At 39.2% G+C, this 13,242-nt stretch carries 13 protein-coding genes, 1 tRNA gene and 1 riboswitch; of the genes, 3 read left to right on the forward strand and 11 right to left on the reverse strand.

Annotated elements, in window-relative coordinates:
* Window positions 1-51 precede the first annotated feature (51 nt).
* Together HMPREF2961_RS06205 and HMPREF2961_RS06210 are read right to left on the reverse strand one after the other, a co-directional pair.
* The gene (locus HMPREF2961_RS06205) at window positions 52-330 is read right to left on the reverse strand and encodes a GNAT family N-acetyltransferase (protein WP_002300467.1); all 279 of its coding nucleotides are present in this window, start codon (window positions 328-330) and stop codon (window positions 52-54) included.
* 112 nt (window positions 331-442) lie between these two features.
* Window positions 443-1,411: an alpha/beta hydrolase gene (locus HMPREF2961_RS06210; RefSeq protein ID WP_002292805.1), complete on the reverse strand. Its 969-nt coding sequence runs from the start codon at window positions 1,409-1,411 to the stop codon at window positions 443-445.
* 214 nt (window positions 1,412-1,625) lie between these two features.
* Window positions 1,626-1,670: riboswitch (PreQ1 riboswitch) on the forward strand.
* Between the two features lie 23 nt (window positions 1,671-1,693).
* Between HMPREF2961_RS06210 and HMPREF2961_RS06215 the strand changes: the two genes are divergently transcribed.
* Both HMPREF2961_RS06215 and HMPREF2961_RS06220 read left to right on the forward strand, forming a co-directional pair.
* Complete coding sequence (locus HMPREF2961_RS06215; RefSeq protein WP_070704333.1) at window positions 1,694-2,668, forward strand: nucleoside hydrolase; 975 nt, start codon at window positions 1,694-1,696, stop codon at window positions 2,666-2,668.
* Window positions 2,669-2,672: 4 nt separating this feature from the next.
* Window positions 2,673-3,248: an ECF transporter S component gene (locus HMPREF2961_RS06220; RefSeq protein WP_002342841.1), complete on the forward strand. Its 576-nt coding sequence runs from the start codon at window positions 2,673-2,675 to the stop codon at window positions 3,246-3,248.
* 64 nt (window positions 3,249-3,312) lie between these two features.
* Here the strand turns inward: HMPREF2961_RS06220 and HMPREF2961_RS06225 are convergent, their stop codons facing one another.
* From HMPREF2961_RS06225 to rpoN, 9 genes are all read right to left on the reverse strand, one after another.
* Entirely contained in the window at window positions 3,313-4,452 is a 1,140-nt protein-coding gene (locus HMPREF2961_RS06225) for an ArgE/DapE family deacylase (protein WP_002313485.1), read from the reverse strand.
* 218 nt (window positions 4,453-4,670) lie between these two features.
* Complete coding sequence (locus tag HMPREF2961_RS06230; protein WP_002308566.1) at window positions 4,671-5,048, reverse strand: hypothetical protein; 378 nt, start codon at window positions 5,046-5,048, stop codon at window positions 4,671-4,673.
* Window positions 5,036-5,197 (reverse strand): hypothetical protein, encoded by a 162-nt coding sequence (locus HMPREF2961_RS15385; protein WP_002292811.1) that lies wholly within the window; start codon window positions 5,195-5,197, stop codon window positions 5,036-5,038. The genes HMPREF2961_RS06230 and HMPREF2961_RS15385 overlap by 13 nt, the downstream gene beginning before the upstream one ends.
* Window positions 5,198-5,774: 577 nt before the next feature.
* Window positions 5,775-7,073 carry a phosphopyruvate hydratase gene (gene eno / locus HMPREF2961_RS06235; RefSeq protein ID WP_002292812.1) on the reverse strand — a complete coding sequence of 433 codons (1,299 nt, stop codon included), beginning with the start codon at window positions 7,071-7,073 and terminating at the stop codon, window positions 5,775-5,777.
* 115 nt (window positions 7,074-7,188) lie between these two features.
* Entirely contained in the window at window positions 7,189-7,944 is a 756-nt protein-coding gene (gene tpiA, locus HMPREF2961_RS06240) for a triose-phosphate isomerase (protein ID WP_002292815.1), read from the reverse strand.
* Window positions 7,945-8,047: 103 nt separating this feature from the next.
* Entirely contained in the window at window positions 8,048-9,238 is a 1,191-nt protein-coding gene (gene pgk / locus HMPREF2961_RS06245; RefSeq protein WP_002292817.1) for a phosphoglycerate kinase, read from the reverse strand.
* Window positions 9,239-9,347: 109 nt separating this feature from the next.
* Complete coding sequence (gap, locus tag HMPREF2961_RS06250) at window positions 9,348-10,349, reverse strand: type I glyceraldehyde-3-phosphate dehydrogenase (protein ID WP_002292818.1); 1,002 nt, start codon at window positions 10,347-10,349, stop codon at window positions 9,348-9,350.
* A 40-nt stretch (window positions 10,350-10,389) separates the two neighbouring features.
* Window positions 10,390-11,481, reverse strand: coding sequence for a sugar-binding transcriptional regulator (locus tag HMPREF2961_RS06255; protein WP_002316430.1), 1,092 nt, complete (start codon window positions 11,479-11,481; stop codon window positions 10,390-10,392).
* Window positions 11,482-11,630: 149 nt separating this feature from the next.
* Complete coding sequence (gene rpoN, locus HMPREF2961_RS06260) at window positions 11,631-12,962, reverse strand: RNA polymerase factor sigma-54 (RefSeq protein WP_002346069.1); 1,332 nt, start codon at window positions 12,960-12,962, stop codon at window positions 11,631-11,633.
* A 59-nt stretch (window positions 12,963-13,021) separates the two neighbouring features.
* Here rpoN and HMPREF2961_RS06265 point away from each other — a divergent pair.
* Window positions 13,022-13,093: transfer RNA gene (locus HMPREF2961_RS06265), tRNA-Arg, on the forward strand.
* Window positions 13,094-13,242 lie beyond the last annotated feature (149 nt).

A 13,242-nucleotide genomic window follows, 5' to 3' on the forward strand; every position in this document is an offset into this window, starting at 1 on the left:
TCTATATAAATGGAAAAACAGCTGAAAGTGCAAAACTTTCAGCTGTTATTATTATGATTGGCGTAAGACGTCATGATATTCTGGTTTCTTCTCAAACTCTTTTTTTGCGTAAGGGCATAAAGGGATGATCTTTTTCCCTTCACGTCTTGCTAGTTCTACTCCAGTATACACTAGCTTTTCAGCTAATTTTTGACCACGATATGCTGGATCGACAAATGTATGGTCAATGATCATGATGTCTGGCCCCGCATCCGACCATGTCATTTCTCCGATTTCTTGTTGCTCATCATTGAATAAAGCAAGACGATTTTTTTCCTCTTTGATTTCCATATGCCGCACTCCTCAAATAACTGATATTTTTTTATTCCTACCTTATTTTAACAGTCTCCTGGTCTATAAACAATTATTTATCCTCGGATTGCTTACAAAAAGGAAGAGGAAATCAATCCATCGTTATTCTTTGTTCAATAAATGAAAAAATCACTGTCCAATAGGTCTTCGGATCTTTCATCGATGCTTCCAAATGTTCTGCTTCTGGAACAAGCAGTAATGCTTTATCCCCTGCCGTAGCGTTTTGAATCGTGTATGCTGCTTCTGTAGGAACAAAATGATCTCTTTCACCATGGATGACTAACAAAGGCAAATGGTTACTACCAAGCTGTCTTGTAGCTGATGCTTGCTTTAAAGAATAACCTGCGTATTTCTGAGCATAGTGATTCGCATATCTCATGATCATTTTTTTAGGAAAGACCGTGATTTTACTTAACATGTACCGAAATTCCGCATAAACAGAAACATATCCGCTGTCTAAGATAAATCCTTTGACTGCAGATGGAAGCTTTTCACCACTTGCCATCATAATTGTAGAAGCGCCCATTGAACCCCCGTGCAAAATAATGGATGCATCTGGTTGTTCATCTAAGATGAGTTGGATCCATGCAATTAAATCTAGCCGGTCTAGCCATCCCATTCCGATGATTTCTCCTTCACTTTCTCCATGCGCACGTAAATCGGGTATAAGAACGTTGAATCCTTTCTCTGCATATCTTTTACCTATATGAGACATATCTCTTTTCCCTGTACTTCGATAATCATGTACACAAATGACCCATTTATTCTGCTGAGTTGGTTGGATGAACATCTGTCCAGCTAGTTTCAACCCGTCATAGCTTTTGATCGTTTTCGGTATTCCTTGTTCCCAGAAGCTTTCACACTCTTCTTCTAATTTTTGTCGCTTTTTTTCTACTGACGTGACTGCAGCAGGATCCATCAAGCGGTGCCCAGTGTCTTCATACCAGTCATAGCCTCTCTGAACTCCCGCTCTTACTAATTTCTTTGCATAAAAATAAGAAAGAAAATGGTAACTGATTCCTATAATTATCAGAATAAGAATGAAATAAAAAATAACCATCGTACACCCGCCGCTTTCTGCCAAACTATAATCTATTTATTATACAATATACCGATCAATAGGATTCTTTTTCTTCGGCACACGTAAATTCCATTTCCTTTTCATTGTATCATTTACTTAAAGTTCTTCTCAATAGATTTACTTGTAAGAGAGCATTTACATTCACAATAAAAGCCAGTATACTAATTTCGTGCATTATAAACAAGACGCTCGTCTTGGACTGGTTCGGAAACTTCCCAGAATAAAAAACTAAGTATCTCTAAAGAAAGGAGATTGGAAATAATGCGAAAAGTAATTATTGATTGCGATCCAGGGATCGACGACACTTTAGCTTTATCACTAGCTGTCAAATCCCCTGATATCGAAGTAGTTGCTATTACCGTTGTTTGCGGGAATGTCCCTGTAGATATCGGTACGCAGAATGTGCTGAAATGTTTGGAACGCTGTGATCGTTTAGATATTCCTGTTTATCAAGGAATGGAAAAACCTTTGAAGCAACCTTTCATTAGTGCGCAAGACACTCATGGGTTGGATGGATTAGGGGACACAAATTTCCCGATGGTCTTAGCAAAACAGGCAGAATCGCTCCATGCAGTTGATTTTCTGGCTGATTATTTCAAAGAAAAAACAGATACATCAGTCATTGCTTTGGGTCCTTTGACCAATATCGCTTCTGCTTTGAAAAACAACCCATCTGTTGGAAAACATATGGATCGTTTTGTCTCAATGGGCGGAACTTACAAAAGCCATGGTAACTGTTCACCAGTTGCTGAATACAATTACTGGTGTGATCCTGAAGCAGCTTCTTATGTATTCGAGAAGCTCAAACAACCGATAGAAATGGTTGGGTTAGATGTGACAAGAGAAATCGTCTTGACACCGACTATCCTTGAATATTGCTGCCAAATGAATCCTGAAGTGGGAGAGTATCTAAAAACGATCACTCGTTTTTATTTTGACTTTCACTGGAAACAAGAAAGAATCTTGGGGTGTGTCATCAATGATCCGTTAGCTGTTGCTTATTTTATCGATGAGTCCATCTGTGAAGGCTTTAAAAGCTTCACTGCTGTAGAAACTGAAGGACTAAGTCGTGGACAAACATTGGTTGACCGTTATGAATTTTGGCAGAAACCTGCTAACAGTAAAATTATGACAAAAGTAGATACTCTTCTTTTTTTCCAAAAGTTTTTAACCGTTCTTTTAAATGCACAAGAAGAAACGATTATGAAAGATTTGGAAAGGTTAAAGATGGGCTGACAAAATGAATAAAAACAAGATGGCAACTCGCGTACTTACAATGATGGCTTTGTGTATTGGGATCAATTATGTTGGAGGAACGATTGCTTTATGGCTTCGTTTGCCAATCTATCTAGACTCTATTGGAACGATTTTTGCTGGCGCGTTACTTGGTCCCATACCAGGAATGTTGACAGGACTATCCAGTGGGGTATTAAGCGGGGTGACTACAGATATTTTTTCACTGTATTATTCACCGATCCAAATCCTCACAGGTTTGTTGGCTGGATTGATTTTACCAAGGTATCTCAACAAAGATAAAAAACGTTTGAAACTCTTATTACTCGCTTTGATTTTGTCTGTACCTGGAACGATTGTCTCTTCGATCATTACCGTTCAGTTATTTGGCGGAATCACTTCCTCAGGATCTAGCATGATCGTCCAATTGTTACATGGGTTAGGTTTCGATCAAACCATCAGTGTGATCTTGGTACAGGCGGGCACAGACTACCTTGACCGTCTGCTATCTATCGTCGTTGTTACATTAGTCATCACTATGTTGCCGCAGCGCTTGATATATTCCAAGAGAAAAATAGGATGAACAAACAGAGCCAAATGAGCAAAAAGTTGCTCATCTGGCTCTATTTTTCATCGATTAAAAAAACTTACGCTAAGTAAGATAAAATAATGGCTTGATATTTTTCGATCATATCTAAATAATTATCGAGCTCGACATACTCATCTACTTGATGAGGCAAAGTAACGACACCAGGCCCAAAGACGACAAAATCGAAGGAGTGGTCAGCTTTTGTAAATTCGGCTGCATCTGTGGTTGCTGCCGCTCCAACTAAAGGTAATGGCTGACTGAATTGTTGCTGAATGCAATGAATCAAAGGAGAATCTGGATCAGCTTTGACAGGTATTTTGTTGTAATCGATCGTCAATTCCAAATGGTAGTCTGTCTCTTGATTCAATTCCTTGACGATTGATTGCAGTAATGTAATGATTTTATCATTTGGATATTCAGGAATCGATCGGATATTCCCTTGAAGCTGCGCGTGGCTCGGAATGCTGTTTACTTGATTGCCGCCGCTGATCAACGTGACATTATGGATTGTTTTTCCTAAGACGGGATTCTCGATTGTTTCAGCGAGGTAATTCATTTCAGCATTTGCTTTCGTAATGAATTCATTTAGATGATTGATCGCATTATAGCCTTGGTCTGGCATAGAGCTATGCGCTTCTTTTCCGTGCGAGATGACCGTATAGTTGATTGATCCCATGTGTGTGTACATCAAACTGTAATTAGTTGGCTCTCCGATGATCAAGGCATCTAAGTCATCCACATAGCCTGCTTTCGTGAGCTGTTCCCCACCTAATTCACCCACTTCTTCTCCGACAGTGGCTAATAATTTGACTGTTCCGTTAAATGGTTTTCCTGACTCTTTGAGCTCGATCATGGCAATCACCATCGCCGCCAAGCCACTCTTCATATCTGTAGCACCACGTCCATACAAACGATTCCCATGGATTTCTGCTGCAAAGGGCGCATAGGTCCAAGACGATTCATTCCCCGCCGCCACGACATCCATATGACCAGATAGGCCTAACACTTTTCCTGATTGCCCTTTTTGGAATTGAGCAATCAGATTATCTCTACCATTACTGTAAGAAACGATTTCACCTATTATGCCATGTTTTTCCAAAATCTTATTCAAATAAGCTGCTACTTCGCCTTCGTTCCCATTCACTGATTTTATTCGGATGATCTCTTGTAAAATCGCAATTTTTTCTTCTTTTTTCATCTAATCTTCTCCTTTGCTGTTTCTTTTATTGTATTGGAGTGCACCTAGATTTACAAATAAGAGAGGCCACAGAAAAAAGGGCGTGACAAAAGCAGCGTCACATTCCCCTTTTCCAAGTAAATGGCTTTCCAATTCTTGCCTCTACGCTAGTAAATCCAACCAAGTAAAAAAACAAGAGAAGCTACTTCGTTGAACTGTTCTTCTATAGTCAAATCATTTTATTCCTCATCGTTGAAAATAAGAGTATCACATGATCTATAGCTACTCCTACTTACGTAATAACCACGTAGCCAATTATTTTCTTCAAGAGAGTAGTCATATTCATACACATACACACTATTCCTTACCATGAAAAAAATACTGACACCGCCTCTACCACTTTTCGTATCTTTCACCACTCTTGAAATAAAAATATCATAATCGGTTAATTGGTATTCCTCCTCTAATAATTGATACAGTGCTCGTGTAGCTATATGTTTCTTGATTGGAAATTGATAGAGCCATGTACCCCCTAACAGTAAACCTATCGAAATAAAAATCTTAGAACAGTAATTTCTTTTTTTAGAAATCCTCCTTCTCATCATCAATTCTCCCATGTTAAGATATGGATCGCTCTTTCATCAAAATAATCAGGAAGATCGTATGGCAAAGCAATAAGCGGCTGATACATCCCTCCTACTTGCACGGCAGCCGAAGCATACCAATAAGCTTGCCAGACGATTTTAGAACAGTAAGTCGGATCCATCCCAAAAATATTTGTAGTTATCCCATATTTATAATTTTTATCATTGTAATTATCTAAATTTTTTCATTTTTCTGTCTCCCTGTTCAAATGATTTTTATCGAAAGAGGAAGATTGCCAACCCCTTTTTGAAGAGAATCATCCTATCCGAGCGTAAAAGGATATGAATGAAACGAAGACTGCTTCCTCCTCTCTTATTGTTCTATCCTTAAAAGGTCCTATACGATGTTATCTCTTGATAACTGACTTTTTTCGATACGATTGTCTCGTATCGATATTTGTAAATATTATATACAGAAGCCAGTTACAAAAATAAAATTATGAGTTATTTTTAATAAATACGGATATTTATATAATAGGGTTTATATGATATATATAAATAAACAGTTGTATTATAATAATTTATGTACTCTCCCGATTTTTCTGTTCTTAAAAAAGAGATTTATTCATCAAATGATTTTCACAACAAAAAAACTCTCTACTTGCTGAAATCAGCAGGTAGAGAGTCTGATTACTTAACTAAGTGATCATGCTCGTCTATCTTTCAATCGGTCGATCATGTATCTTCATTAGAAAAGAATTATTTGTTTTTCAAGTTGTAGAAAGATTTCAAACCTTTGTATTCTGCAACTTCACCAAGTTGGTCTTCGATACGTAGTAATTGATTGTATTTAGCAATACGGTCAGTACGTGATAGAGAACCTGTTTTGATTTGACCAGCGTTTGTTGCAACAGCGATATCAGAGATTGTTGAATCTTCTGTTTCACCAGAACGGTGAGATACAACTGCTGTGTAGCCAGCTTCTTTAGCCATTTCGATAGCTTCGAAAGTTTCTGTTAATGTACCGATTTGGTTCACTTTGATAAGGATTGAGTTAGCAATTCCTTTTTCGATACCTTCAGATAATTTTTGAGTGTTTGTTACGAACAAGTCGTCACCAACTAATTGAACTTTGTCGCCTAATACGTCAGTTAATTTCTTGAATCCGTCCCAGTCGTTTTCGTCTAATCCGTCTTCGATTGAGATGATTGGATATTTAGAAACTAATTCTTCGTAGAATTTGATCATTTCGTCAGTTGTTTTTTCGCCTTCGCCTGAGTCAGCTAGTACGTAAACGCCTTTTTCTTTGTCGTAGAATTCTGAAGAAGCAGCATCCATAGCAAGAACAACGTCTTTACCAGGTACATAGCCAGCTTTTTCGATTGCTTCGATGATTACTTCGAAACCTTCTTCGTTTGAACCAAGGTTTGGAGCAAATCCACCTTCGTCACCAACAGAAGTTGCTAATCCGCGAGCTTTCAAGATTGAAGCTAATGCGTGGAATACTTCAGCACCCATACGTAGAGCTTCTTTGAATGTTGGAGCGCCAACAGGCATGATCATGAATTCTTGGAAGTCGATTGAGTTATCAGCATGTGATCCGCCGTTGATGATGTTCATCATTGGTGTTGGCAATACTTTCGTGTTGAATCCGCCTAGGTAGTGGTATAAAGGTACTTCTAGGTAGTCAGCAGCTGCACGTGCAACAGCGATAGAAACACCTAAAATAGCGTTCGCACCTAATTTACCTTTGTTAGGAGTTCCGTCTAAAGCGATCATAGCTTTGTCGATAGCCATTTGGTCACGAACATCGTAGCCAATGATTGCTTCAGCAATGATGTTGTTTACGTTGTCGACAGCTTTAGTTACACCTTTACCGCCATAACGAGCTTTGTCTCCGTCACGTAATTCAACTGCTTCGTATTCACCAGTTGAAGCACCTGAAGGAACCATTCCGCGGCCAAAAGCTCCGCTTTCTGTGTATACTTCTACTTCGATTGTTGGGTTACCACGTGAGTCTAAGATCTCGCGAGCGTAAACATCAGTAATAATTGACATGTTTTGTCTCTCCTTTGAGTTTGTTTTTTCCTAAGGGATTTCCCTCATATACGATTTTAGTTAATTTTGCTCATTAGTGCAAACATTTCTTGCATTTTTCGCAAATTTTCATCAATTATTTTACAGCGTCTAACAATGACAAGAATGAATCTGCTTGCAAGCTTGCGCCGCCGACTAAAGCACCGTCAACATTTTCTTTTGCCATGTATTCAGCAATATTTTCTGGTTTTACAGAACCGCCGTATTGGATACGAACAGCTTCTGATACTTCTTTTCCATAAAGTTTTTCAACTGTTTGACGTACAACACCACAAATTTCGTCAGCGATTTGTGCGTCAGCTGATTTACCAGTACCGATTGCCCAGATTGGTTCATAAGCAATCACCATGTTTGACACTTGCTCAGCTGAAAGATCAGCTAAACCAGCTGTAATTTGTCCTTCGATCCATTCAGCAGTTTTGCCTGCTTCATATGTTTCTAAAGATTCGCCACAGCATAAGATTGGTGTCATACCGTTTGCAAAGATAGCTTTTGCTTTTTTATTGATGTCTTCGTCTGTTTCATGGAAATATTCACGACGTTCTGAATGTCCGATGATCACATAGTGAACACCTAGATCAGCAAGAGCTGCTGGTGAAGTTTCACCAGTGAACGCACCTGAGTTTTCCCAGTAGCAGTTTTGTGCTGAGATTTTTAGTTCTGTACCTTCAGCTGATGTCATTAATTCTTGTAAGAATAATGCAGGAGATCCGATGACTGAATCAACCTTGTCATTTGAAGGGATTTTGTTTTTTACTGCTTCAGCAAATTCTTTTGCTTCGGATGCAGTTTTGTTCATTTTCCAGTTACCTGCGATAATAGGTTTACGCATTGAGGAACACACTCCTTAATTTATTGAAAAATGGCTAGGGAGTCATGAAAACTCCCTTCACCTTTTGATCGATCACTCGTCAGAATAGAGCAAACTTGGCTGTTTATTTATCGTTGATTGCTGCTAGTCCTGGTAATTCTTTACCTTCAAGCAATTCCAAGCTTGCGCCGCCACCTGTTGAGATGTGTGTGAATTTGTCAGCAAAACCTAATTGTTCTGCTGCTGCAGCTGAGTCTCCGCCGCCGATGATTGTTGTTGCGCCTTCTAAGTTAGCGATTGCTTCACAAACACCGATTGTACCTTTAGCAAAGTTACTCATTTCAAATACACCCATAGGTCCGTTCCAAACAACTGTTTTTGCACCTTGTAATGTATCAGCAAATAATTTTACTGATGCTGGGCCGATGTCTAAAGCCATCAAACCGTCAGGAATGTCTCCTTCGATTACTTGTGTTTCTACATCATTTGAAAATTCTGGTGCACAGACATTGTCGATTGGCAAGACAAGTTTGTCGCCTGCTTTTTCGATCAATTCTTTTGCTAGTTCTACTTTGTCAGCTTCTACTAGAGAGTTACCGATCTTGATTCCTTTTGCTTCGTAGAATGTGTAAGTCATTCCGCCACCAATCAAGATTTTGTCTGCTTTAGGAATCAAGTTTTCGATTACGCCGATTTTATCAGAAACTTTTGCGCCACCAAGGATTGCGATCATTGGGCGTTTTGGTTCTTCTACTGCTTCACCGATGAACTTGATTTCTTTTTCCATCAAGAATCCAGCAACTGTTGGGATACCAGTTGAAGCGATACCTACGTTAGAAGCATGCGCACGGTGAGCTGTACCGAAAGCATCGTTAACAAATACATCACCTAATGAAGCCCAGTATTTACCTAGCTCTGTATCGTTTTTGCTTTCTTTTTTACCATCAACATCTTCAAAACGTGTGTTTTCAAATACGACAACGTCGCCATCTTTCATGTTGCGGATTGCTTCTTCTAATTGTTCTCCGCGAGTTTCAGGTACGAATGTTACTTCTTTACCTAATAATTCGCCTAGACGTTTTGCAACTGGAGCTAAAGATTTTCCTTCTTTATCTTCTTCTGTTTTTACACGTCCAAGGTGAGAGAAAAGGATTGCTTTTCCGCCTTGTTCTAAAACGTAGTTGATTGTTGGCAATGCTGCTTTGATACGAGTGTCGTCAGTGATCACGCCGTCTTTCAAAGGAACATTGAAGTCAACACGGACAAGAACTTTTTTGTCTTTTAAATCGATATCTTTCACTGTTTTCTTAGCCATTTTATTTCCTCCTGAATAAACTTATTATCAAAAAAAGCGGAAGAAGCGCGATTGCTTCCCCGCTTTTAAATGTACATGTCTATCATTTACACTTGTACGTTTGTCTATCTTATAAGTTAGCGAAGTATTCTAAAGTACGTACTAATTGTGCAGTGTATGACATTTCGTTGTCGTACCAAGCAACAGTTTTAACTAATTGTTTGTCGCCAACTGTCATTACTTTAGTTTGTGTAGCATCAAATAATGAACCGTAAGTCATACCAACGATATCTGAAGAAACGATTTCGTCTGTGTTGTATCCGTAAGATTCGTTTGAAGCTTCTTTCATTGCTGCGTTGATTTCGTCAACAGTTACTTCTTTTTCAAGAACTGTTACTAATTCTGTTAATGAACCTGTTGGTACAGGAACACGTTGAGCAGCTCCGTCTAATTTACCGTTCAATTCAGGGATTACTAAACCGATAGCTTTAGCAGCACCTGTTGAGTTAGGAACGATGTTTGCAGCAGCAGCGCGTGCACGGCGGAAGTCACCTTTAGGATGAGGTCCGTCTAGAGTCATTTGGTCACCTGTGTAAGCGTGGATAGTTGTCATTAATCCTTCAACAACACCAAATTTGTCGTTCAATGTTTTAGCCATAGGAGCTAAACAGTTAGTTGTACATGAAGCACCTGAGATAACTGTTTCTTTACCAGTTAATGTTTCGTGGTTTGTGTTATAAACGATTGTTGGAACATCGTTTCCGCCAGGAGCAGAGATAACAACGCGTTTAGCACCAGCTGTCAAATGTTTTTCAGCTGCTGATTTAGAAGTGAAGAAACCAGTACATTCTAGAACGATATCTACGCCTAGTTCGCCCCATGGTAATTCTTCTGGGTTGCGGTTAGCTAATACTTTAACTTCTTTTCCGTTTACGTTGAATGAACCTTCATGAACTTCAACTGTTCCGTTGAAACGTCCTTGAGTTGTGTCGTATTTTAACAAGTGTGCCAACATTTTAGCATCTGTCAAGTCGTTAATTGCTACTACTTCGATTCCATCTACATCTTGGATACGACGGAATGCTAGACGTCCAATACGTCCAAAACCATTAATACCTACTTTAACTGTCATTTAAGATTTCCTCCTTATGAAAATCAAAAAAATATTTATTTTAAAGGGTTACCCCTTTTAAAATCTCGTTTGCAGCAGCTTCATCAGTGATGAGCCACGTTTGTTTTGGTGCATTTTTCATATAAGCTCGAATTGCTTTGGCTTTTGATTTTCCGCCCGCTATCGCCATGATGATTGGGACTTTCGCCAAATCTTGCAATTCTATGCCGATCCTAGGGACCTTATAAACAACTTCGCCTTTTTCATTGAAAAAGTAGCCAAAGGATTCCGCTACAGCATTTGCTTGTTTCAGCATGACTAATTCTTTTTCAGTCATCTTTCGACGTGCTGCCATGTGTAATGCACGCCCAATACTATGAATAACACAATTCGCCTCACTAATCAAGTTTAAGACTTCTTGGATAGATGGCTCATTGAGTAAAGAATTGTAAGTTGCCAGACTTAATTGCTCCGGAACATAAAGTGCACGGTGGTTTCCGTTTGCTTTGGCAGCCATTCTTGCACTGACAGAATTTGCCTGTACAGTTATCGCTTCACCGATCCCGCCTCTTGCAGGGACAAATAGGTTATGCCGTTTTTTATTTTCCAGATTAGACAACTGTTCTGCTACAACTGCCATGGTGGTTCCTCCCATCACAGCGATGATATTCTCGCCTTCCGGAAGCAGTCGGTCTAAGGCTTCACTCAGCGCTTCGCCGAATGCATCAGCCACTTTGGTTTGCTCTTCGCTGTTTCCTGAAACAACGATACAGCGCTGATTACCAAAATATTCTGCCAACTGTTGTTCGGTTTGATGCGTACCTAAAAGCTGATCCATGAAGTTTTCAAGACTTTGATAAACTTCTTCACCCTTAGTTGTCAGCGTCATACCGCTTTTTGAGGTATCGATCAAATTCAGATTTTTCAAAAGGTCTGTTTCTGTTCGCAATACTCGTTCTGTTATCCCCATACTTTCTGATAAACTTCGACGTCCAATCGGCTGCATCCAATAGATATTTCGTAAAATTTTATAGCGTTCTTGCAACACTTCGATAATATCTGGTGCAACAGATTCAATCATTTTTATTTCATCTAGCATAGCGATCTCCTTAGTTGGACACTTTGCGTCCAATGTAGACTTAAAACGACCCATATACGATAAAAAAAAGAAATTAACTTTTCGAATTTCACATCAATAAAGGGAAATCTCAACCTCACGACTGTTAGTCTAACAGTTTTGCTTTCGTTTTTCAACTAAAAAGATCAGAAAAAGTAAAATACTTTTTCTGATCTTTTGGATGATTAATTATCATAACGTTTTCTTTTTGATGAACTCGGGATTCCTAATAAATCACGGTATTTTGCTACTGTCCGTCTTGAAATCGCTATCTCATCTTTTTTCAGCAATTCAACCAATTTCTGGTCCGACAACGGCTTGCTTTTGTCTTCTTGATCAACTAATTCCTGCAACTTTTTCTTCGCAGTATCTGCCGAAAGATCTTCTGTCTGTTCTGCACCGTTAGTAGGGATTCTTGCAGTGAAAAATTTCTTTAACTCAAATACACCGAAATCTGTTTCCAAATATTTCCCGTTGACTGCTCGACTGACCGTAGATTCATGCACATTTATCTCGGTCGCAACTTCCTTTAACGTAAGAGGTTTGATGGGCCGCTCCTTGTCGATAAAGAAAGCTTTTTGCCGAGAAACAATGACTTGAGCAACCCGCAAAATTGTATCCCCGCGTTGGAGGATCGTTTTCTTCAACCATTCGAATTCCTGTTTCCGTTCTTTTAAATAATTTTCAGTTTCTTTATCTGCTTGTTGTGACATTTGCTTGAAGTAGGTCTCTTGGAATCGGATATTCGGTTGGTTTTTTCGGTTTGAGATGACTTGTACATTTCCATCGTCCACTAATACCCGGACATCAGGAATAATGTACAATTCGCTACTACGGTCGAAAATTCGTCCTGGACTTGGGCTCAATGTTTGCAAATAGTCGAATATTTGCTGAACAGCGTGTAAATCAACAGAAAAACGCTGCGCAATCTCTTTCCATTTTCGCTCCACCAATTGCTCAAAACATTCTTCTAGCACGATGTAGGCTAGTTCCGGCGCATAATCATCCCGTTCCGTTTGAAGCATGAGACATTCTTGCAAACTACGTGCACCTACTCCAGCTGGTTCTAATTGCTGGATCAGTGTCAATGCATCGAGCATTTGAATAGGCGTCGCTCCGATCTCTTTTCCAGCTTCCTCTAAACTAATCGTCAAAAATCCGTTCAAATCGATGTATTCTACAAGATAAAGAACGATTTTCCTTAAAAAAGTATCTCGATAATTCAAATGGACTTGTTCGATCAATGAATCAAATAAAGACCCTTTTGTATCAGGAATCTGATTTAGGTAATTTGTCTCTTCTCCTTCATAAGAAGATGAAGAAGCTTTTATGTAATCTGGCTGCCATTCCGGCTCAACAACTTCCACCAATGGATTTTCCATTGCTTGGTTCTCAACGAATGCCAACAGCTCTTCACTGTTATATTGTAAAACTTGGATGGACTGCTGCAACTGTTGCGTCATGGCTAGTTTCTGTGTCTGCTGCTGTTTTTGTGAAAAATTTTGCTCAAATTTCATTTTTTTGTCCAATCCCCTTGTAATTTTTTATCTGTTTAGTTACAATTATCCCAGTGCTTGCGTCCTTAGTGTAGTGGATATCACGTAAGATTCCGGTTCTTGAGACGGGGGTTCGATTCCCTCAGGACGCGTTCTATTGCCATTTTAGCATAACTTCCGAATGTTTGCTTCTTTATTTTTCAAGTGAAAACTGTCCACCAAAAAAATTGGCGGACAGTTTTTTATTATAAGTATACTTGTTTTCACTTACTGGACTGGCCGATGATCGTTTCTGCCATAA

The organism is Enterococcus sp. HMSC076E04 (assembly GCF_001814285.1).
GTDB classification, from domain to species: Bacteria; Bacillota; Bacilli; order Lactobacillales; family Enterococcaceae; genus Enterococcus_B; species Enterococcus_B lactis.

What these genes read in the sequence shown, in the direction of transcription:
- HMPREF2961_RS06205 (WP_002300467.1), bottom strand. Translation starts at nt 330, where the DNA reads ATGGAAATCAAAGAGGAAAAAAATCGTCTTGCTTTATTCAATGATGAG.
- HMPREF2961_RS06210 (WP_002292805.1), bottom strand. Translation starts at nt 1,411, where the DNA reads ATGGTTATTTTTTATTTCATTCTTATTCTGATAATTATAGGAATCAGT.
- HMPREF2961_RS06215 (WP_070704333.1), top strand. Translation starts at nt 1,694, where the DNA reads ATGCGAAAAGTAATTATTGATTGCGATCCAGGGATCGACGACACTTTA.
- HMPREF2961_RS06220 (WP_002342841.1), top strand. Translation starts at nt 2,673, where the DNA reads ATGAATAAAAACAAGATGGCAACTCGCGTACTTACAATGATGGCTTTG.
- HMPREF2961_RS06225 (WP_002313485.1), bottom strand. Translation starts at nt 4,452, where the DNA reads ATGAAAAAAGAAGAAAAAATTGCGATTTTACAAGAGATCATCCGAATA.
- HMPREF2961_RS06230 (WP_002308566.1), bottom strand. Translation starts at nt 5,048, where the DNA reads ATGGGAGAATTGATGATGAGAAGGAGGATTTCTAAAAAAAGAAATTAC.
- HMPREF2961_RS15385 (WP_002292811.1), bottom strand. Translation starts at nt 5,197, where the DNA reads ATGGATCCGACTTACTGTTCTAAAATCGTCTGGCAAGCTTATTGGTAT.
- eno (WP_002292812.1), bottom strand. Translation starts at nt 7,073, where the DNA reads ATGTCAATTATTACTGATGTTTACGCTCGCGAGATCTTAGACTCACGT.
- tpiA (WP_002292815.1), bottom strand. Translation starts at nt 7,944, where the DNA reads ATGCGTAAACCTATTATCGCAGGTAACTGGAAAATGAACAAAACTGCA.
- pgk (WP_002292817.1), bottom strand. Translation starts at nt 9,238, where the DNA reads ATGGCTAAGAAAACAGTGAAAGATATCGATTTAAAAGACAAAAAAGTT.
- gap (WP_002292818.1), bottom strand. Translation starts at nt 10,349, where the DNA reads ATGACAGTTAAAGTAGGTATTAATGGTTTTGGACGTATTGGACGTCTA.
- HMPREF2961_RS06255 (WP_002316430.1), bottom strand. Translation starts at nt 11,481, where the DNA reads ATGGGTCGTTTTAAGTCTACATTGGACGCAAAGTGTCCAACTAAGGAG.
- rpoN (WP_002346069.1), bottom strand. Translation starts at nt 12,962, where the DNA reads ATGAAATTTGAGCAAAATTTTTCACAAAAACAGCAGCAGACACAGAAA.